Below are 17534 nucleotides of genomic sequence, written 5' to 3' on the forward strand. Positions count from 1 at the left end.
TGCGATTTATCGCCAGCCGCATCTGCCGGAACTGCCCCGGACGAAGACGGCCCGCTGCGCTCATTCTGCAGCGTTTGTAGTCATGTGGGACTGTGTCCCTTTCCTGGAAGGTCAGCCGATGCGATTCCGGCAGACGAGACCTGCAATGAAGCGAGCGAGCGCTGCCTCGAATGCGCCGCTTTGCCATTGCCGCTCTCCCAATGCCGGACCTCAGCAGGCGCAACACCTTCCGATCCTCAACGATATTGGATCCGATCAGGCGCGCTGTTTCACGCGCCGGACGGCGGCTTGGCCGCCCGGGTCCGGAGTGAATACCAGATGTCCAACAAGATGCTCATCGATGCGACGCATCGGGAAGAGACCCGCGTCGTTGTCTTGCAGGGAAGCAAGGTAGAAGAGTTCGATTTCGAGGCGGCCAACCGCCAGCAGCTCCGGGGAAACATCTATCTCGCCAAGGTGACGCGGGTCGAACCGTCGCTCCAGGCGGCGTTCGTGGAGTATGGCGGCAATCGCCACGGCTTCCTCGCCTTCTCCGAAATCCATCCCGACTACTACCAGATCCCCCTCGCCGACCGGCAGGCGCTGCTGGCCGAACAGGCAGCCGAGGAAGCCGAGAACGCCAAGGCCGAGTCCGCCGCCATGGGCGACGAGGACGAGCCGGCTCCCCGCCGTCGAGGGTCCCGCTCCCGTCAGGGTGGCACGGGTTCCAGCGAGGCGGATTCCGGGGTTGCCGCATCGGACGATGCCGGCTCTGAGGATCAGTCCCCCGAGGACTCGGGCGAGGCTGCCGAAGGCGACGAGGCCATGGCCGAGCGCGCCCAGGGCGACAGCGTGAGCGCGCCCGCCGAGAACGGCGACGAGGATCATCGTCACTCCGGCGACGTATCCGAGGTCCACGAGAACGAAAACGTGGAAAGCGTCGGCGCCGAAGACGCGATGGAAGAAGTGCCGGAGCGCCGCAAGCCGCGCCCGCGCCAGTACAAGATCCAGGAAGTCATCAAGCGCCGCCAGGTGCTGCTGGTGCAGGTCGTCAAGGAAGAGCGCGGCAACAAGGGCGCTGCTCTCACCACCTACCTGTCGCTGGCCGGCCGCTATTCCGTGCTGATGCCGAACACGGCGCGCGGCGGCGGCATCTCCCGCAAGATCACCAATGCAGCCGACCGCAAGCGGCTGAAGAGCGTCGCTTCCGAGCTGGAGGTGCCGGAGGGCATGGGCGTGATCCTGCGCACGGCCGGCGCCAACCGGACCCGCACGGAGATCAAGCGCGACTTCGAATATCTGCTGCGCCTGTGGGAGAACGTCCGCGAGCTGACGCTGCGCTCCACCGCGCCGACCCTCGTCTACGAGGAAGGCAGCCTCATCAAGCGCTCGATCCGCGACCTCTACAATCGCGACATTGACCAGGTGCTGGTGGCGGGCGACGACGCCTACCGCGAGGCCAAGGACTTCATGCGCATGCTCATGCCGAGCCATGCCAAGAACGTTCAGCCCTACCGCGAGGAAATTCCGATCTTCTCCCGCCAGGGCGTGGAGATGCAGCTAGATGCGATGTTCTCGCCGCAGGTGACTCTGAAGTCCGGCGGCTACATCGTCATCAACCAGACCGAGGCGCTCGTCGCCATCGACGTGAACTCCGGCCGTTCCACCCGTGAGCACTCCATCGAGGACACCGCGCTCAGCACCAACATGGAAGCGGCGGAAGAAATCGCCCGCCAGCTGCGTCTGCGCGACCTTGCCGGGCTGATCGTCATCGACTTCATCGACATGGAGGAGAAGCGCAACAACCGGTCCGTCGAGCGCAAGCTCAAGGACTGCCTGCGCATGGATCGCGCCCGCATCCAGGTCGGCCATATCTCGCATTTCGGCCTGATGGAAATGTCGCGCCAGCGTATGCGCACCGGCGTGCTGGAAAGCTCCAGCGAGCCTTGCGAGCATTGCCATGGCACGGGCCAGGTCCGCTCGATCTCGTCCCTGTCGCTGCGCATCCTGCGCGCGCTGGAAGACCAGCTGATGCGCAACAACGGCCATCACCTCTATGTCCGCACCCGTCCGGACGTGGCGCTCTATGTCCTGAACCAGAAGCGCGCCCATCTGCTGCAGCTGGAGGACCGGTTCGGCCTCTCCATCAGCATCTCCGGCGACGAGCCGCATAACGAGTCCGGTTTCGTGATCGAGCGCGGCGAGCCCGTCCAGGAGCGGCTGATCCGCCCCGCCCCGGTCGCGATGCTGGATGTTCGCGACATCGAGGATATCGACGTCGAGATCGAGGACGAGCCCGAGGCGGAGATCGCCGAAGAGAGCGCCCCGGTCGAGGGTGCCGAGAGCCGCGAGGGCGAAGGCCGTGGCGAGCGTCGTCGGCGTCGTCGTCGCCGGCGCGGTGGCAATGGCGAGAATCGCGAGGGCGAAGGCCAAGCGGAGGCGACCTCCGGGGACGAGACCGCCGACGCCGCAGACGAAAACGACACTGCCGCTGAAGGCGAAGCCGGCGCGGCCGAGTTCGCCGGCGAGGAAGGCGACAGCGAGAGCGATCAGCAGGGCCGCCGCCGCCGTCGTGGCCGTCGGGGTGGCCGCCGTCGTGGTCGTGGTCGCGACGAGAACGAGGCGAATGCCGAGGGCGACGAGGCTGCCGACGCGGACGAAACCGTTCGGGAGTTCGCAGCCGAGGAAGGCTTCGCAGGCGAGCCGGGCGTCAGCGCGGCCGACATGCCGGACGTGCAGCCCGAAGCGCATCCCGCTGCCGTAAACGCGGCCATGGATGCCGGCGCCCAGCCCGAGATCGGCAACCCCGCCGAGCTGGAGAACCGAGCCGAAGCGGCTCCCGAGCAGCCGGTCGCTGCCGAGAACGTCCAGCCTGCCGTCTTCGGCGAGTCCGAGGCGCTGGAGGAATCCGCGCCCGCGTTCAACGAAGCCGAGGACGCTGCACAGGCCGAGCCTCTTTCCGGGTACGCAGAAGCTCCGATGGCCAATTCGGATGCAAGCGCCGACGAGGCTCCGATGGGTGCCTTCGAGCCGACCGGTGCGGAAGACCCGGCTCTGACGCCGGCTGCACGCGGTCACGCTGTCGAGGACGACCGGAGCGTGGACGAGGGATCGTCCTCCGAGGCCATGAACGCTCCGGAACCCTACAATGCCGACGCGGCAACACACGCCGAACCGGCCGTGGCGGAAGCTGCTCCCGAACCCGAGCCCGCCCCGGAGCCCGAGGACACCGGTCCGAAGCGCTCCGGCTGGTGGAACCGGCGCTCCTTTTTCTGAAAGCAAAAAGCCCGGCATCAAGCCGGGCTTTTTATTTGAGGCGGGCGAGCGGGGCCGCCTTGGCGGCCCCGCTTCTCAGGGGAACATCGGCAGCTGCAGGAGACCGCTGGTCTCTTCCAGCCCGAAGGCGACGTTCATGTTCTGCACCGCCTGCCCGGCCGAACCCTTCACGAGATTGTCGATCACGGACACCACGATGGCGCGGCCCTTGATACGATCGTCGAAGACGCCGAACTGCGCGTAGTTGGAGCCGCGGACATTCTGCGTTTGCGGCATGACGCCTTTCTTCGCGACCAGCATGAAGGGCTCGTCGCGATAGGCCGCTTCCAGTGCCGCCCGCAGATCGTCCGGCGTCGCGCCATTCGCAAGCCGGAGATAGGACGTGCAGAGCTCGCCCCGGCTCATCGGAATGAGATGCGGCGTGAAGTTCACCGCGATGGGCTCGCCCGCACCCGCTGCCGCGCCGATCTCCTGCTCGATCTCCGGCGCATGGCGGTGCTTGCCGATGGAATAGGGCGAAATCCCTTCCCCTGCCTCGCAGAACAAGGTGTTCTGCTTCAGCCCGCGACCCGCGCCGGAGACGCCGGACTTGGCGTCGACAATGATCTCGGACGCATCGACCAAGCCGGCTTTCACCAGCGGCACCAGCGACAGCAGCGTCGCCGTCGGATAGCAGCCGGGGCAGGCGATGAGCCGCGCGCCGGCAATTTTGTCGCGGTAATGCTCGGTCAGGCCGTAGACGGCTTCCGCCTGCAGGTCGGGCGCGCGATGCGTGCCGCCATACCATTCGGCATAGGTGTCCATGTCGCGCAGCCGGAAATCGGCCGACATGTCGATGACCTTGATCGCGGGATTGCTGGCAAGCACCTTCGCCGTGATCTCCTGCGTCGTGCCATGCGGCAGACCGCAGAAAACGGCGTCGAGCTTCGACCAGTTCACCTCTTCCCACGTCACGAGGTCCGGCAGCTTCAGCATGGAAAGGTGCGGGAAGACCTCGGCCAGCGGCTTGCCGGCATGGCTGTTGGCGGTGAGCGCCGCGATCTCCACCTGGGGGTGGCGCGCGAGCAGTCGCACCGCGTCGGCTCCGGTGTAACCCGAGGCACCCAGAATGCCGACCCTGATCTTTTCCATCCTACCGCTCCAGTCTTGCAGCCCGGCCCGCAAATAGGGGTTGCCGGGCACGGAGTAAATGTCGCTGTGCCCATGTCGGCTTCACGACGGTCAGGAAAGGCCGATTCCGGTCTCCCGCTGAAAGACGATGAGGTCGAGCGACGGCGCGGCGTCGCGGCCGCCGATCGCCGTCAGCAAAGCGTGGACCTGCCCGCGATGATGGGTCTGGTGATTGAAGAGGTGCGCCAGAGCGGGCGCGAGCGGTTGGGTGATGTCGCGCGGATTGGTAACGGGCTGATAGGTGAAGGTGCCGGCGAGATCCTCCTCAGACAGGCCATCCGCCCACTCGACAATCCGCCGATCCTCTTCGGCGCGCGCGGCGGCCAGCGACGGCAGATCCTCGTGCAGCACCAGGTCGAGCGACGGATAGGTCGGTCCGCTGCCGGTGAAGCGGGAAAGCCAGATCCGGTCGGTGACGAGCAGATGATTCAGCGTGCGGTGGACGGAGCCGAAGAAGGCGCCCCGGTCTGCGCGATAATCGGTGTCGTTCAATTGCCCCGCGGCATCGTAGAGACGGCGGTTCGCCCATTCGTTATAGGCGGCCATCATCCTGAAATGCTCCCGCATGCGCTTCCCCTGCTTCTCTCAACCGTCATTCGGTTCTATCCCTTGAGAGAAACGATCGGCTTAAATCGGGACCGGGAGCAAGGCCATGGGACGCATTCTTTTCGACCTGCGCGGAGGCGATCCGGGCCTTCGGTTCTCGCCCTATTGCTGGCGCGCCAAGATGGCGCTCGCCCACAAGGGCCTCGCGTTCGACACCAATGCGGTGACCTTCACCGAAATCGAGCATGCCACCGACGGCTTCTCCGCGACGGTGCCGGTGCTGCATGATGGCGGCACGCGTATCCGCGATTCCTTCGACATTGCGCTCTATCTCGACCGAACCTATCCGGAGCGGCCGCTCTTCGGAGATCCCGCGATCGTGGCGCTTGCCCGCTTTGTCGAGAACTGGACATTCCTGTCGGTCAACGCGCTCGGCATGAAGATGATCGTCAGCGACATCCATGCGGCGCTGGACGAGAACGACCGGGCCTATTTCCGCCAGAGCCGGGAAGCGCGGCTCGGGCGCTCGCTGGAGGAGGCACAGCTCGGCGTCGCCGCCTGCCGGGGCGACTTGAAAAAGGCGTTGGAGCCGGCGCGGCGGGCGCTTTCCGATTCGGAATGGCTCTCCGGCGCAGAACCGCGCTTTCCCGACTACATCCTGTTCGGCTCGCTGATGTGGATTCACACCATCTCCCGCGATCCGCTCTTCGCGCCGGACGATCCGGTGGGGCATTGGTTCGAGCGTGCCGCGCGTCTCTACCCCGAACTGGGGATCGCTCAGTCTGCAGCGTGACCTTGCAGCGGAATCGCGGCAAGGTTATAGCTCCGGCACAGAGTTTCCCAACGAGAGATTACCCACCCAATGGCTATCGAACGCACCTTCTCGATCATCAAGCCGGACGCGACCGAGCGCAACCTGACGGGCAAGATCATCGACAAGTTCGAGAGCAACGGCCTGCGCGTCGTCGCCTCCAAGCGCGTCAAGCTTACCCGCGACCAGGCGGAAGGCTTCTATGCCGTCCACAAGGAGCGTCCCTTCTTCGGCGAGCTGGTCGAGATGATGCTCTCCGGCCCGGTCGTCCTCCAGGTGCTGGAAGGCGAGAACGCCATCGCGAAGAACCGCGAGATCATGGGCGCCACCAACCCGGCGAATGCCGAGGCCGGCACGATCCGCAAGGAATTCGCCAAGTCCATGGGCGAGAACTCGGTGCATGGCTCCGACGCGCCGGAGACGGCCGCGCAGGAGATCAAGTATTTCTTCAAGGACGAAGAGATCGTCGGCTGACGGCCAGCCCCTTCTCAGTCGAACAGAAGGCCGGCTTGCGCCGGCCTTTTGCATTCTGAAAAGAACAAACAACCTTCCGGAGGCTCGACATGATCAGAGGTGGCTCGACCGAAAAAGCTGTCCACTGGCTCGAAGACTGGGCGAAGAGCCACATCCAGGCGCTCGATGAGGACGAAGAGGTGCAGGCGGAGGCGCTCGCAACCGAGGCACATGCGGCGTCCATCGAAGCCAAGGTCTATCTCGGTTCCGCGCTCCGGGCGCTTGGCTACAAGAACCTGAAGGATTTCATGCTGGACGAGTTGACCAGCCGCGCGGACGACGAGGCGGAACGACTGGAAAACGAAGCCGAAAGCTGAGCCCCGTTCTCCCGACGCACATCGGACCGGACATTCGGGAATTGAAAAAGGCCGGCGCAGTGCGCCGGCCTTCTTGTTCTACCCTGCCCTGCCGCTCAGCGGTTCGGAGCAGCGGCCGCCTGGTCCGGAGCGACCGTGACACCGGCGGGTTCTTCCGCCTTGCCGCTGGTATAGGTCGGATGCGCCAGGTTCTCGTGCGGAGCGGCACGGCCCGGCAGCGGCGGCAACGCCTTCGCCTTCTCCAGGTCGAGGCCGGCCCCCTCCGCGACGCGGCGACCGTAATCCTCGTCCGCATGCCAGAAATGCCAGATCATGCGGAGCGCGAGTTCCTCAGGGCACTGCTTCAGGTCGCCGGAGAGATTGTTGATCAGGTCCTCGCGCTCCCAGTCCTGGAAGGAGCGATAGCGATCGCCGGCCTGCTTGTAGTCGTCCATGGCGCGGCTGGTCTGATACCGGCCGAGATGCCCCTCGATGTACTGGTGGTACTCCTTGGAGGACTTCGGCGCTTCCTTCAGGCCGCGTCCGAGATAGCTGGGCTCGTAGTTGACGTGGTCGCTTTCACCACCCTTGTCGACGTAGAACGCCATCTGGCCGTCGCGCTGGTTGGTCGCGTAGGGGCACTGTACCTGCGGCGCGTTGATCGGCAGCTGCAGATAGTTCGGACCAACGCGGTAGCGTTGCGTGTCGGAGTAGGACAGCGTGCGGCCCTGCAGCATCTTGTCGTCGGAGAAGTCGATGCCGTCGACGAGCACGCCCGTACCGAATGCCGCCTGCTCCACTTCCGCGAAGAAGTTGGACGGCGCGCGATCCAGCACCATGCGGCCGACCGGCAGCAGCGGGAACTGGTCTTCCGGCCAGCGCTTCGTGTCGTCCAGCGGATCGAAGTCGAGCTCGGGATGCTCGCCGTCGCTCATGAGCTGGACGCAGAATTCCCACTCCGGGTAATCGCCGCGCTCGATGGCGTCATAAAGATCGCGCGTGGCGTGGCCGACATCCTTGCCCTGGATCTCCTGCGCCTGCGGCGTGGTGAGATTGCGGACGCCCTGCTTGGGCTGCCAGTGGAACTTGACGAGGTGGGCGACGCCATCGGCGTTCACCAGCTTGTAGGTGTTGACGCCCGAGCCTTCCATCTCCCGGTAGTTCGCCGGAATGCCCCAGGGCGACTTCAGCCAGGTCACCATATGGATCGATTCCGGGTGCGCGGCGATGAAGTCGTAGAAGCGCCAGGCTTCCTGCCGATTGGTGACCGGATCGGGCTTGAAGGCGTGGATCATGTCCGGGAACTTGATGGCGTCCCGGATGAAGAAGACCTTGAGGTTGTTGCCGACGAGGTCCCAGTTGCCTTCCAGCGTCTTGAACTTGACGGCGAAGCCGCGCGGGTCGCGCTCCGTCTCCGGGCTTTCCTTGGCGCCGGCCACGGTGGAGAAGCGAACGAACATGGGCGTCTTGACGCCGGTCTCGTTCAGCACGCGGGCGCGGGTGTACCTGGAAGCCGGCTCGTCGCCGATCTTCCCGTAGGCTTCGAACCAGCCATGCGCGCCGGCGCCGCGCGCGTGGACCACGCGCTCTGGAATGCGCTCGCGGTCGAAATGTGTGATCTTCTCGATGAACTGGTAGTTTTCCAGGGTTGCCGGACCGCGCTCGCCAACCGAGCGCAGGCTCTGGTTGTCGTGGACCGGATGACCCTGCCGGGTCGTCAAAGTGCGGGTTTCATCACTCATCGTGATCTCTCCATGGACGGCTACTGAGCGCTCGCACCGGCATCCGGCGCAAGGAACGACCCTCAGGAAGAGGGCCGTCATGCTGATCGCGAGGCTATGGAGAGCTTATTTTAGAATTAGTCTAAGTCAAGTTCTCGATTCTGATCTTCAGGATTACCCCGCTCCCCTCGGCCAGCTGCCGTTCACAGCCAGTCGGGAGCCTCCGACCGGCAGGGAAACGCGCAGGAGGTCGCGCGGGTTACGTTTGTTCCCGTCTTTTTCGCCCGCGCACCGAAGCGATGTCAGCCGATCCTGTTCAGCGCCTGTTCGAGGTCGGCGATGATGTCCTGCGGGTCTTCCAGTCCCACGGACAGGCGGATCACGTCAGGCCCCGCCCCGGCGGCCGTCTTGATCGCGTCCGGCACCTGCGCATGCGTCGTGGACGCCGGGTGGATGATCAGCGAGCGCGTATCGCCGATATTGGCGAGATGGGAGAGCAACTGGACGTTCTTCACCAGCGAGATGCCCGCCTCGTGTCCGCCCTTGAGGCCGAAGGTAAAGACGGCCCCCGCCCCCTTGGGCGTGTATTTCTGGGCAAGGTTGTAATAGCGGTTGCCGGCCAGGCCGGCATAGCTGACCCACGATACGGCCTCGTGCCGGGACAGCCATTCGGCCACGACCTTGGCGTTGTCGGAATGGCGCTGCATGCGCAGCGGCAGCGTTTCGATTCCCGTCAGGATCAGGAAGGCGTTGAAGGGTGAAATCGCCGGTCCGAGATCGCGAAGGCCGAGCACCCGACAGGCGATCGCGAAGGCGAAGTTGCCGAAAGCTTCGTGCAGCACCACGCCGTTATATTCCGGCCGCGGCTCCGACAGGGCCGGGTAGCGCCGCTCGCGCGACCAGTCGAAGGAACCCGCATCGACGATCGCCCCGCCCAGCGAATTGCCGTGCCCGCCCATGAACTTCGTCAGCGAGTGGATGACGATGTCCGCCCCGTGCTCGATCGGGCGGCAGAGATAGGGGCTCGCCAGCGTGTTATCGACGATGAACGGCACCCCCGCGCGCTTCGCCACCTTCGCGATGGCTTCGAGGTCCGTGATGATGCCGCCGGGATTGGCGATCGATTCCACGAAGATCGCCTTGGTCTTCGGCGTGATCGCCCGCTCGAAGGTGCCGATATCGTCGGTGTCGGCCCAGACGACGTTCCAGCCGAATCCCCTGAAGGCGTTGCCGAGTTGGTTGATCGTCCCGCCATAAAGCTTCTTCGCGGCAACGATTTCGTCGCCGGGCTGCATGAGCGCCTGGAACGCGATGAGCTGCGCCGCGTGGCCGGAGGCCACCGCGAGCGCCGCCGTGCCGCCTTCCAGCGCGGCGATGCGCTCTTCCAGCACCGCCTGTGTGGGGTTCATGATCCGGGTGTAGATATTGCCGAAGCTCTGCAGGCCGAACAGCGAGGCCGCATGTTCGGGATCCTCGAAGACATAGGCCGCCGTCTGGTAGATCGGCGTGATCCGCGCGCCCGTCGTCGGATCCGGCTGGGCTCCGGCATGGATGGCCAGCGTCTCGAAGCTCAGCGTGCGCTCGTCGGACATCTCTCACTCCCTCAGCGAATGCATTCTAGCGGGTTGCGGCGGCCCCGCGCAAAGCAGGTCATTCCTCTTTCCGCGCGATTACGCCACGGTTTTCCCGCGTGTCGATTGGTTCTATAGAATGCTGGTGAACGGCCCGGCGGAATTTCGCCCGGCAAGCTGAATCGGTTCCGCGTCGCGGACAGGAGATCAGACATGTTGAATCGTCGCCGATTTCTTCTCAATGCCGGCGCTGCCTCCCTTGCCGCCCCCCTTGCCAGCATGATGCTGTCCCGAGCTGGAACCGCATTCGCGGCGGAAGCCGGGAAGCCCGGCGAGCCGGGTTGGCGGGCCTTCGAGGTCACCACCAGGGTCGATCTGGCCGACGCCGAGGGCGCCGCACAGCTCTGGTTGCCGGTGATCCAGTCGGCGGAAGGCTACCAGAAGGCTTCCGCCCCGAAATGGTCCACGGCAGCCGACAGCGCGCGTCTCGCCCAGGACCCGACCTATGCCGCCGGCATCCTGCACGTGAACTGGAGCGGCGAGGCCTCCCCGAGCGTGGAGATGAAGCAGATCGTATCGACGCGCGATCGGGACGCCTCGCAAGGGCTGAAGGCGACGGCGGACGAGCTCGCGCTGGAACTGCAGCCCACGCCCAGCATGCCGACCGACGGGATCGTGAAGGCGACGGCGATGAAGATCGTCGGCGATCGTACCCGCCCCGAGGACCGCGCCCGCGCCATCTACGACTGGGTCGTCGACAACACCTTCCGCGACGCCAAGGTTCAGGGCTGCGGCAGCGGCAACGTCCGGCAGATGCTGGAGACCGGCTATTTCGGCGGCAAGTGCGCCGATATCAGCAGCCTCTTCGTGGCGCTGTCCCGTGCCGCCGGCATTCCGGCCCGCGATGTCTTCGGCATCCGCGTCGCCGATTCCGGCACCTTCAAGTGCATCGGCAAGAGCGGCGATATCAGCAAGGCCCAGCATTGCCGCGCGGAGATCTACCTGGAGCCGCAAGGCTGGGTCCCGGTGGATCCCGCCGACGTGCGCAAGGTCGTGCTGGAGGAAAAGCTGCCGCTCGACAATCCCGCGGTGCAGGCCTTCCGCGCGAAATCCTTCGGCAACTGGGAAATGAACTGGGTCGGCTTCAACAGCGCCCGCGACATCGTCCTGCCCGGCGGGCACGAGCGCGAGGATTTCCTGATGTATCCCTGCGCCCTTACCAAGTGGGGCACGCCGGATTGCCTCAATCCCGCGACCTTCGCCTATTCCATCACCTCGCGCGAAATCACCGCCTGAGGCACGCACCCGGCCGGCACCTCCGGCCGGGTCGCTCACGCTTTCGTCCCCGCCCGCTCATCGCACGGGCCCGAAGTGTGTTAGCGCTTCATCACGCGCGGGTAATCGATCTTCGGGCAGCGGTTCATCCCGACCTTGATCCCTTCCGCCTCCGCCCGAGCCGCCGCCTCGTCGTTGCGCACGCCGATCTGCATCCAGATCAATTTCGGCAGTTCAGGCATGGCGAGCACCTCGTCCACCACGCCACCGACCGCATCGGAGTTGCGAAAGACGTCGACCATGTCCACCGCCGGAACGTCGGCGAGCGAGGCATGGACGGTCTGCCCCAGGATGGTCTTGCCGGCAAACCCCGGATTGACGGGGATGACCTCATAACCGCACGCGATCAGGAACTGAATGACGCCGTAGCTCGGCCGCTCCGGCTTCGGGCTCGCGCCCACGACGGCGATCGTCCGGGTCTCGCTGAGGATGTCGCGGAGATAGTCGCTGGTATAGGAATCGTGGTTCATCGTGGCCTGCTCTTTCTCGCCCCATGAGATAGAGGCCGGGGCCGCTTCGGCAAGCTTGTCACAGGTATCCTGATACCTGTGTTCTAAGACACTGTTTTTGCGGGATAATTTCCGCGCCTGGCGGCACTGTCCTGCTTGACAGGAAGCGCCCTCGCCGTTATTTACCGCATCACTCGAGCCCGCTCTCTGCAGAGCGGGCCTTTGTTTGCCTCGATCGGGTTCCGTCGGGGCCCTCCCGAGAGGACAGAATGAAGACCTATTCCGCGAAAGCGTCGGAGATCCAGAAGAAGTGGATCCTGATCGACGCCGAAGGCCTGGTCGTTGGCCGTCTGGCCGCGATCGTCGCCAACCGCCTGCGCGGCAAGCACAAGGCGTCCTTCACGCCGCATGTTGATGACGGCGACAACGTCATCATCATCAACGCCGACAAGGTGGTGCTGACCGGCCGCAAGCTCGACCAGAAGAAGTACTACTGGCACACGGGCCATATCGGCGGCATCAAGGAGCGCACGGCGCGCAAGATCATCGAGGGCCGCTTCCCCGAGCGCGTCGTCGAGAAGGCCGTCGAGCGCATGATTCCGCGTGGCCCCCTCGGCCGCCAGCAGATGAAGAACCTTCGGGTCTATGGCGGTGCCGAGCACCCCCACGAGGCCCAGCAGCCGGAGACGCTCGATGTCGCAGCGCTCCACAAGCGTAATGCACGGAGCGCCTGATCATGGCTCAGTCTTTTGAAGATCTCGGCGCCCTGACGGCCGAAAACGACGACACCGCCCAGGCCTTCGAGGCCCCGGTTCACGTCCAGAAGCTCGACGCCTACGGCCGCGCCTATGCCACCGGCAAGCGCAAGGACGCCGTCGCCCGCGTCTGGATCAAGCCCGGCACCGGCAAGATCGTCGTCAACGACAAGGACTACACGGCCTATTTCGGCCGCCCGGTTCTGCAGATGATCATCGAGCAGCCGATCCGCCTGACCGAGCGCGACGGCCAGTTCGACATCATGGCGACCGTCGCCGGCGGCGGCCTTTCCGGCCAGGCCGGTGCACTCCGTCACGGCATCTCCAAGGCTCTCACTTACTATGAGCCGGGCCTGCGTACCATTCTGAAGAAGAACGGCTTCCTGACCCGCGACTCCCGTACGGTCGAGCGCAAGAAGTACGGCCGCGCCAAGGCTCGCCGGAGCTTCCAGTTCTCCAAGCGCTAACAGTCGCTTTCATTCGATGGGGAAAGGGCGGGCTTCGGTCCGCCCTTTTCTTTTGCGCCTCCTGTCACATCTCCGTGCTGGACGCCGCCTTGTGACCCTCGTCACCCTGAACACCCCCTTCCCGTTTCCCGGATCATCACGATGGATATCCCCGGCAAGCCGCCGATCGACCATGCTTTCCGTGCCAGTGACCTGAAGGGCGGCGCCGCCGACCCGACCTATGCCGGCGTGCTTTCCTTCATGCGCCGCCGCTACAGCCGGGACCTGACCGGCGTGGATCTCGCGGTGCTCGGCATCCCGCTCGACGTGACAGTGACGAACCGCCCCGGCGCCCGCTTCGGGCCGCAGGCGATCCGGCGCGCCTCGGCGATCTTCGACGGCGACCCGCAATATCCGTTCGGGATCGACATCTTCGGCGAACTCGCGGTGGTGGATTACGGCGACATCGCTTTCGACCTTCACGACCCCGCGACCATCCCCGGCGCGATCGAGGCCGAGGCCCGGACGATCCTCGATGCCGGTGCGCATCTCTTCGCGATCGGCGGCGATCATTTCGGCACCTGGCCGCTCCTCAAGGCCCATGCCGAGAAGCACGGACCGCTCGCGCTGGTCCAGTTCGACGCCCATCAGGATACCTGGCCCGACGACGGCAAGAAGCTGTCGCACGGCTCCTTCGTCACGCGCGCGGTTCGCGAGGGCGTCATCGACGCCACACGCTCCATCCAGATCGGCATCCGCACCCAGGCGCCGGATACTTGCGGGCTGGAGATCGTCGACGGCTATTCCGTCCACCGGCTCGGCCCGGATGCGGTGGCCGAACGAATCCGCCAGCGCGTCGGCCCGGCGCCGGCCTACATGACGTTCGATATCGACTGCCTCGATCCGGCCTTCGCCCCGGGCACGGGAACGCCCGTTGCGGGCGGGCTCTCCTCGGCGCAGGCCCTGATGATCCTGACCGGGCTCGGCGAGGTGAACTTCGTGGGAGGCGACGTCGTGGAAGTCTCCCCGCCCTACGACCATTCCGACATCACGGCCATCGCGGCCTCCACCGTGGCACAGCACTATATCGGCCTCTACGCCAAATGGAAAAAGGCAGCCTGATGGCTGCCTTTCACGTCCGTCCCGATTGAAACGGGCTTAGTGGATCAGGGCGACTGTCGTCACCTGGGTTGACGTGCCGCTCGACGAGCCTGTCGTGCTGCCGGTCGTTGTCGTGCCGCCGGTGGAATTCGCGACCGTCGTGACCTTGCCTGACGTGGTGATGCCGCCGGGCGCGGGAGCCGTCTCGAAGTTCCACGTCGTATCGTTGAGCGTCAGCCGGTTGAAGACCATGGTGATGTGGTCGGTCGTCGTCGCCGTGCTGCCGGAGTTGAAGGTGACATTGCGGCTCGGGAGATAGATCAGCCCGGTCAGGTCATGGCCCTGGGAATCATCGAAGATGAAGTCGCTGGTCGACAGGTTGCCCGCCTCGGCGAACAGGATGCCGTTGTAGTCGCCCGAGGTCGGCGCCGAGAGCGTCGCGTTCACCCCGCTGTTGAACTGGATCTTGGAAGTATCCGCGAAATAGAAGGTCACGCCGGAGCCCGTCCAGGTCCCGCCATTCACGTTCCAGCCGCCATTCTTGATGACGTAGACGCCCGGCTGGAAAGTCACCGTCGGTCCGTTGTTGAAGCTGAACCAGCCGCAATAGGTGCCGGGCGACAACGTCACGGAGCCCTTGTCATAATTACCGGCGCTGACGGTGCAATCGGTCGATGTCGGAACCTTGATCGTGCCGGCGAAAGGATCGGCAACGGTCGAGCAGTTCAGCGTGTAGTGGCCTTGGTAGCTCGCATTGTCCGTGACGCTGTTGGACTCGATGCAGATCTTGGAAAAGTTCAGCGAAATACCGGGATTGAAAGTCGCCGCGCGTCCGGAGGTGGACTTGACGTCCATCCGGCAGTTCGGCGCGGTCACGCTCGCGCCGCTGTTGGCGAGAAAAGCCGGCGAGGCAGATTTGTCGAGCAGCAGGACGCAGATGCCACCTGCGCTCGCCGACGAGTCGGTGCTGCTTTCCGTACCCGTGCCGTCGCCGGTCGATGCGCCGCCGGAGGTGGCCTCGTCCGTGGAAGTGCTCGTCACGGTTTTCACGGATGCCGTCGCGCTGGCACTCACGACGTAGGAGCTGCGGCCCATGATGCCGCCGAAAAGCGTCGGGACGGTAACGCTGGCCGAGCCGGTATAGGTGCCGTCGCTCGCCGGGGCGTCCGCGGGGAAGTTCGTCGTCGCGCCGGAGCCGTCCGTGAAATTCGACGAGAAGTAGATCTGTGCCGTGTCGCCGCCTTTGCGCGCGCCCTGGAGCACGGCTTCGTCGACGCTGCTCTGCAGGTTGGCCTGCACGCGGGAGATGTGCGTGTAGTCGGCGGTGAAGCCGGCAGCAACGATCAGCGGCACCGCGCTCAGACCGAAAATCGCCGCCGTAGCGCCGCGCGTATCCGCCAGCCAATTCCGCAGCCCTCCCCGCACGCGGCGCGCTGCACTGCGAAGGACATTGTTCCTGCTCATTGGCTGGAGGCCTGCATTCTTAAGAAACGAAGAAACGTATGATCCTTCTATACTATCCCTTGTTGTTCGTTGCACTGCCGAAGAAGCGAAACGTACAGAAAAGTTAACGGGTGCACGCTTTTCTCGGGCCGAGACGATTGCTGCGGTGCGAAAGCGTCCCGCAGGTGCTTGAATGCAGCGCTCGGGGTGCCTAGAGCATTCCCATGCTTCAGATTTCCGATTTGACATTGCGGGTCGCCGGCCGGCCCCTGATCGAAGGCGCGAGCGTCTCCATCCCAGACGGGGCCAAGGTGGGGCTTGTCGGCCGCAATGGCGCCGGCAAATCCACCCTGTTTCGCGCGGTCAGCGGCGAGATCTCGCCGGATGGCGGCACGCTTTCCCTGCCGAAGGGCATGCGGCTCGGCCGCGTCGAGCAGGAGGTGCCGAGCGGGCCGATCAGCCTGATCGACACCGTTCTGTCCGCCGATCGCGAGCGCACCGCCCTGATGGCGGAGGCGGAGACCGCGACCGATCCTCACCGCATCTCCGAAATCCACACCCGGCTTTTCGACATCGGCGCGCACGAGGCGGAATCCCGCGCCGCTCGCATTCTGCACGGCCTCGGCTTCAGCACGGAAGCGCAGCAGCGGCCCTGCTCGGATTTCTCCGGCGGCTGGCGCATGCGCGTGGCGCTCGCAGGCGTGCTCTTCTCCGAGCCGGATCTGCTGCTCCTGGACGAGCCTACCAACTATCTCGATCTGGAAGGCACGCTCTGGCTGGAGCGCTACATCGCGCGCTATCCGCGCACCGCGCTGATCATCAGCCATGATCGCGACCTCCTGAACAATGCGGTCGATTCCATCATCCACCTCAGCGACCGCAAGCTGACCTTCTGGCGTGGCGGCTACGACCAGTTCGAGCGCCAGTTCCGTGAGCAGCAGCTTCTGCAGGGCAAGCAGAAGGCCAAGCAGGACGCGCAGCGCAAGCACATGGAGGCGTTCGTCGAGCGCTTCCGGGCAACGGCGAGCAAGGCCCGGCAGGCGCAGTCCCGCCTCAAGGCGCTGTCCAAGCTCCAGCCGATCGCTGAAATCTCATCCGATTCCGTGCTGCCCTTCCGCTTCCCCGACCCGGAGCGCAAGGCGGCGCCGCCGATCATCCGCATGGAGAACGTCACCGTCGGCTACGAGCCGGGCAAGGCGATCCTTTCCAAGCTCAACATCCGCATCGACGATGATGACCGCATCGCGCTGCTCGGCACCAACGGCAACGGCAAGTCCACTTTTGCCAAGCTGATCGCCGGTGCGCTCGAACCGCAGGCCGGCGACCTCACGCGCGCCACCAAGCTGAAGATCGGCTTCTTCGCGCAGCATCAGATGGAATCGCTGATCCCCGGCGACAGCGCCGTCGACCATGTGCGCCAGCTGATGAAGGGCTCGTCGGAGGCGCAGGTTCGTGCCCGCGTCTCGCAAATGGGGCTTGCGACGCAGAAGATGGATACCGCGGCGCGCGACCTCTCCGGCGGTGAGAAGGCTCGGCTGATGATGGGCATCGCCGCGTTCGACAGTCCGCATCTGCTGATCCTGGACGAGCCGACCAACCACCTCGATATCGACAGCCGCGAGGCGCTGGTGCATGCGCTCAACGAATACAACGGCGCCGTTATCCTGATCAGCCACGACCGGCATCTGCTGGAAGCCTCGGCCGATCGGCTCTGGCTTGTCGCCAATGGCGGCGTCTCCGCCTATGATGGCGATCTGGAGGATTATCGGCGGCTGATCATCAGCGGCGCCGACGGCAAGGACAGCGGCAAGAGCAAGGGGTCGAAAGGCTCATCGCAACAGGATGCGCGACGCGAGGCGGCAGAAAAGCGCGAGCAGCTGGCGCCGTTGCGCAAGTCGCTCAAGGACCGGGAAACGCAGATGGAGCGGGTCCGCAAGGAGATCGCGAAGCTCGATGGCGAACTCGCCGATCCGACGCTTTACGATCGCAACCCGCACCGCGCGGCGCAGGCCGCGAAACGCCGGGCTTCGCAGGTAAGCCTGCTGGAAGAGATCGAGGCGGAGTGGCTGGAGATCTCCGAGCAGATCGAGAGGGCCGAGGCCGAGCTCACCGCCGCCTGATG

The 17534-nt window shown here is 65.0% G+C and carries 15 protein-coding genes; 9 read left to right on the forward strand and 6 right to left on the reverse strand.

Features of this window, described 5'->3' with window-relative positions:
- The first annotated feature begins 318 nt into the window (after window positions 1–318).
- Window positions 319–3255 carry an Rne/Rng family ribonuclease gene (locus BMY25_RS04675; RefSeq protein ID WP_092495446.1) on the forward strand — a complete coding sequence of 979 codons (2937 nt, stop codon included), beginning with the start codon at window positions 319–321 and terminating at the stop codon, window positions 3253–3255.
- Window positions 3256–3330: 75 nt separating this feature from the next.
- Here BMY25_RS04675 and argC read toward each other — a convergent pair whose 3' ends face one another.
- Window positions 3331–4386 carry an N-acetyl-gamma-glutamyl-phosphate reductase gene (gene argC, locus BMY25_RS04680; RefSeq protein ID WP_092495447.1) on the reverse strand — a complete coding sequence of 352 codons (1056 nt, stop codon included), beginning with the start codon at window positions 4384–4386 and terminating at the stop codon, window positions 3331–3333.
- Window positions 4387–4476: 90 nt separating this feature from the next.
- Window positions 4477–4992 carry a DinB family protein gene (locus BMY25_RS04685; RefSeq protein ID WP_092495448.1) on the reverse strand — a complete coding sequence of 172 codons (516 nt, stop codon included), beginning with the start codon at window positions 4990–4992 and terminating at the stop codon, window positions 4477–4479.
- An 85-nt stretch (window positions 4993–5077) separates the two neighbouring features.
- Between BMY25_RS04685 and BMY25_RS04690 the strand changes: the two genes are divergently transcribed.
- From BMY25_RS04690 to BMY25_RS04700, 3 genes are all read left to right on the forward strand, one after another.
- The gene (locus BMY25_RS04690) at window positions 5078–5764 is read left to right on the forward strand and encodes a glutathione S-transferase family protein (protein ID WP_092495449.1); all 687 of its coding nucleotides are present in this window, start codon (window positions 5078–5080) and stop codon (window positions 5762–5764) included.
- 69 nt (window positions 5765–5833) lie between these two features.
- A complete protein-coding gene (gene ndk, locus BMY25_RS04695) occupies window positions 5834–6256 on the forward strand; it encodes a nucleoside-diphosphate kinase (protein WP_092495450.1) in 423 nt (140 codons plus the stop codon).
- Between the two features lie 89 nt (window positions 6257–6345).
- On the forward strand, window positions 6346–6612 hold the full coding sequence (locus BMY25_RS04700; protein ID WP_092495451.1) for a hypothetical protein: 267 nt from the start codon (window positions 6346–6348) through the stop codon (window positions 6610–6612).
- 95 nt (window positions 6613–6707) lie between these two features.
- Here the strand turns inward: BMY25_RS04700 and BMY25_RS04705 are convergent, their stop codons facing one another.
- Window positions 6708–8333, reverse strand: coding sequence for a catalase (locus BMY25_RS04705; protein WP_092495452.1), 1626 nt, complete (start codon window positions 8331–8333; stop codon window positions 6708–6710).
- 281 nt (window positions 8334–8614) lie between these two features.
- Complete coding sequence (locus BMY25_RS04710; protein ID WP_092495453.1) at window positions 8615–9904, reverse strand: O-acetylhomoserine aminocarboxypropyltransferase; 1290 nt, start codon at window positions 9902–9904, stop codon at window positions 8615–8617.
- Between the two features lie 192 nt (window positions 9905–10096).
- Here BMY25_RS04710 and BMY25_RS04715 point away from each other — a divergent pair, with 192 nt between their 5' ends.
- Window positions 10097–11179, forward strand: coding sequence for a transglutaminase-like domain-containing protein (locus BMY25_RS04715; protein ID WP_092495454.1), 1083 nt, complete (start codon window positions 10097–10099; stop codon window positions 11177–11179).
- 80 nt (window positions 11180–11259) lie between these two features.
- Here the strand turns inward: BMY25_RS04715 and BMY25_RS04720 are convergent, their stop codons facing one another.
- Window positions 11260–11688, reverse strand: a complete 429-nt coding sequence (locus BMY25_RS04720; protein ID WP_092495455.1) for a CoA-binding protein — start codon at window positions 11686–11688, stop codon at window positions 11260–11262.
- Window positions 11689–11936: 248 nt separating this feature from the next.
- Between BMY25_RS04720 and rplM the strand changes: the two genes are divergently transcribed.
- The 3 genes from rplM to speB all read left to right on the forward strand — a co-directional run bounded on the left by rplM (window position 11937) and on the right by speB (window position 13990).
- Window positions 11937–12401, forward strand: a complete 465-nt coding sequence (gene rplM / locus BMY25_RS04725; protein WP_092495456.1) for a 50S ribosomal protein L13 — start codon at window positions 11937–11939, stop codon at window positions 12399–12401.
- 2 nt (window positions 12402–12403) lie between these two features.
- Window positions 12404–12889 (forward strand): 30S ribosomal protein S9, encoded by a 486-nt coding sequence (gene rpsI / locus BMY25_RS04730; RefSeq protein WP_092495457.1) that lies wholly within the window; start codon window positions 12404–12406, stop codon window positions 12887–12889.
- Window positions 12890–13030: 141 nt separating this feature from the next.
- Window positions 13031–13990: an agmatinase gene (speB, locus tag BMY25_RS04735; RefSeq protein WP_092495458.1), complete on the forward strand. Its 960-nt coding sequence runs from the start codon at window positions 13031–13033 to the stop codon at window positions 13988–13990.
- 36 nt (window positions 13991–14026) lie between these two features.
- Here the strand turns inward: speB and BMY25_RS04740 are convergent, their stop codons facing one another.
- Window positions 14027–15433, reverse strand: coding sequence for a TadE/TadG family type IV pilus assembly protein (locus tag BMY25_RS04740; protein WP_177176707.1), 1407 nt, complete (start codon window positions 15431–15433; stop codon window positions 14027–14029).
- A 203-nt stretch (window positions 15434–15636) separates the two neighbouring features.
- On the opposite strand from BMY25_RS04740, the gene BMY25_RS04745 reads away from it, so the two are divergent.
- Window positions 15637–17532, forward strand: a complete 1896-nt coding sequence (locus BMY25_RS04745; RefSeq protein ID WP_092495459.1) for an ABC-F family ATP-binding cassette domain-containing protein — start codon at window positions 15637–15639, stop codon at window positions 17530–17532.
- The last annotated feature ends 2 nt before the right edge of the window (window positions 17533–17534 follow it).

It is taken from the genome of Faunimonas pinastri, assembly GCF_900110915.1.
GTDB classification, from domain to species: domain Bacteria; phylum Pseudomonadota; class Alphaproteobacteria; order Rhizobiales; family Afifellaceae; genus Faunimonas; species Faunimonas pinastri.

Excerpts from the sequence above, each read along its gene's own strand:
- rpsI (WP_092495457.1), top strand. The coding sequence starts at position 12,404 with ATGGCTCAGTCTTTTGAAGATCTCGGCGCCCTGACGGCCGAAAACGAC.
- argC (WP_092495447.1), bottom strand. The coding sequence starts at position 4,386 with ATGGAAAAGATCAGGGTCGGCATTCTGGGTGCCTCGGGTTACACCGGA.
- BMY25_RS04740 (WP_177176707.1), bottom strand. The coding sequence starts at position 15,433 with ATGAGCAGGAACAATGTCCTTCGCAGTGCAGCGCGCCGCGTGCGGGGA.
- BMY25_RS04715 (WP_092495454.1), top strand. The coding sequence starts at position 10,097 with ATGTTGAATCGTCGCCGATTTCTTCTCAATGCCGGCGCTGCCTCCCTT.
- BMY25_RS04705 (WP_092495452.1), bottom strand. The coding sequence starts at position 8,333 with ATGAGTGATGAAACCCGCACTTTGACGACCCGGCAGGGTCATCCGGTC.
- BMY25_RS04700 (WP_092495451.1), top strand. The coding sequence starts at position 6,346 with ATGATCAGAGGTGGCTCGACCGAAAAAGCTGTCCACTGGCTCGAAGAC.
- speB (WP_092495458.1), top strand. The coding sequence starts at position 13,031 with ATGGATATCCCCGGCAAGCCGCCGATCGACCATGCTTTCCGTGCCAGT.
- ndk (WP_092495450.1), top strand. The coding sequence starts at position 5,834 with ATGGCTATCGAACGCACCTTCTCGATCATCAAGCCGGACGCGACCGAG.
- BMY25_RS04685 (WP_092495448.1), bottom strand. The coding sequence starts at position 4,992 with ATGCGGGAGCATTTCAGGATGATGGCCGCCTATAACGAATGGGCGAAC.
- BMY25_RS04690 (WP_092495449.1), top strand. The coding sequence starts at position 5,078 with ATGGGACGCATTCTTTTCGACCTGCGCGGAGGCGATCCGGGCCTTCGG.
- BMY25_RS04745 (WP_092495459.1), top strand. The coding sequence starts at position 15,637 with ATGCTTCAGATTTCCGATTTGACATTGCGGGTCGCCGGCCGGCCCCTG.
- rplM (WP_092495456.1), top strand. The coding sequence starts at position 11,937 with ATGAAGACCTATTCCGCGAAAGCGTCGGAGATCCAGAAGAAGTGGATC.
- BMY25_RS04720 (WP_092495455.1), bottom strand. The coding sequence starts at position 11,688 with ATGAACCACGATTCCTATACCAGCGACTATCTCCGCGACATCCTCAGC.
- BMY25_RS04710 (WP_092495453.1), bottom strand. The coding sequence starts at position 9,904 with ATGTCCGACGAGCGCACGCTGAGCTTCGAGACGCTGGCCATCCATGCC.
- BMY25_RS04675 (WP_092495446.1), top strand. The coding sequence starts at position 319 with ATGTCCAACAAGATGCTCATCGATGCGACGCATCGGGAAGAGACCCGC.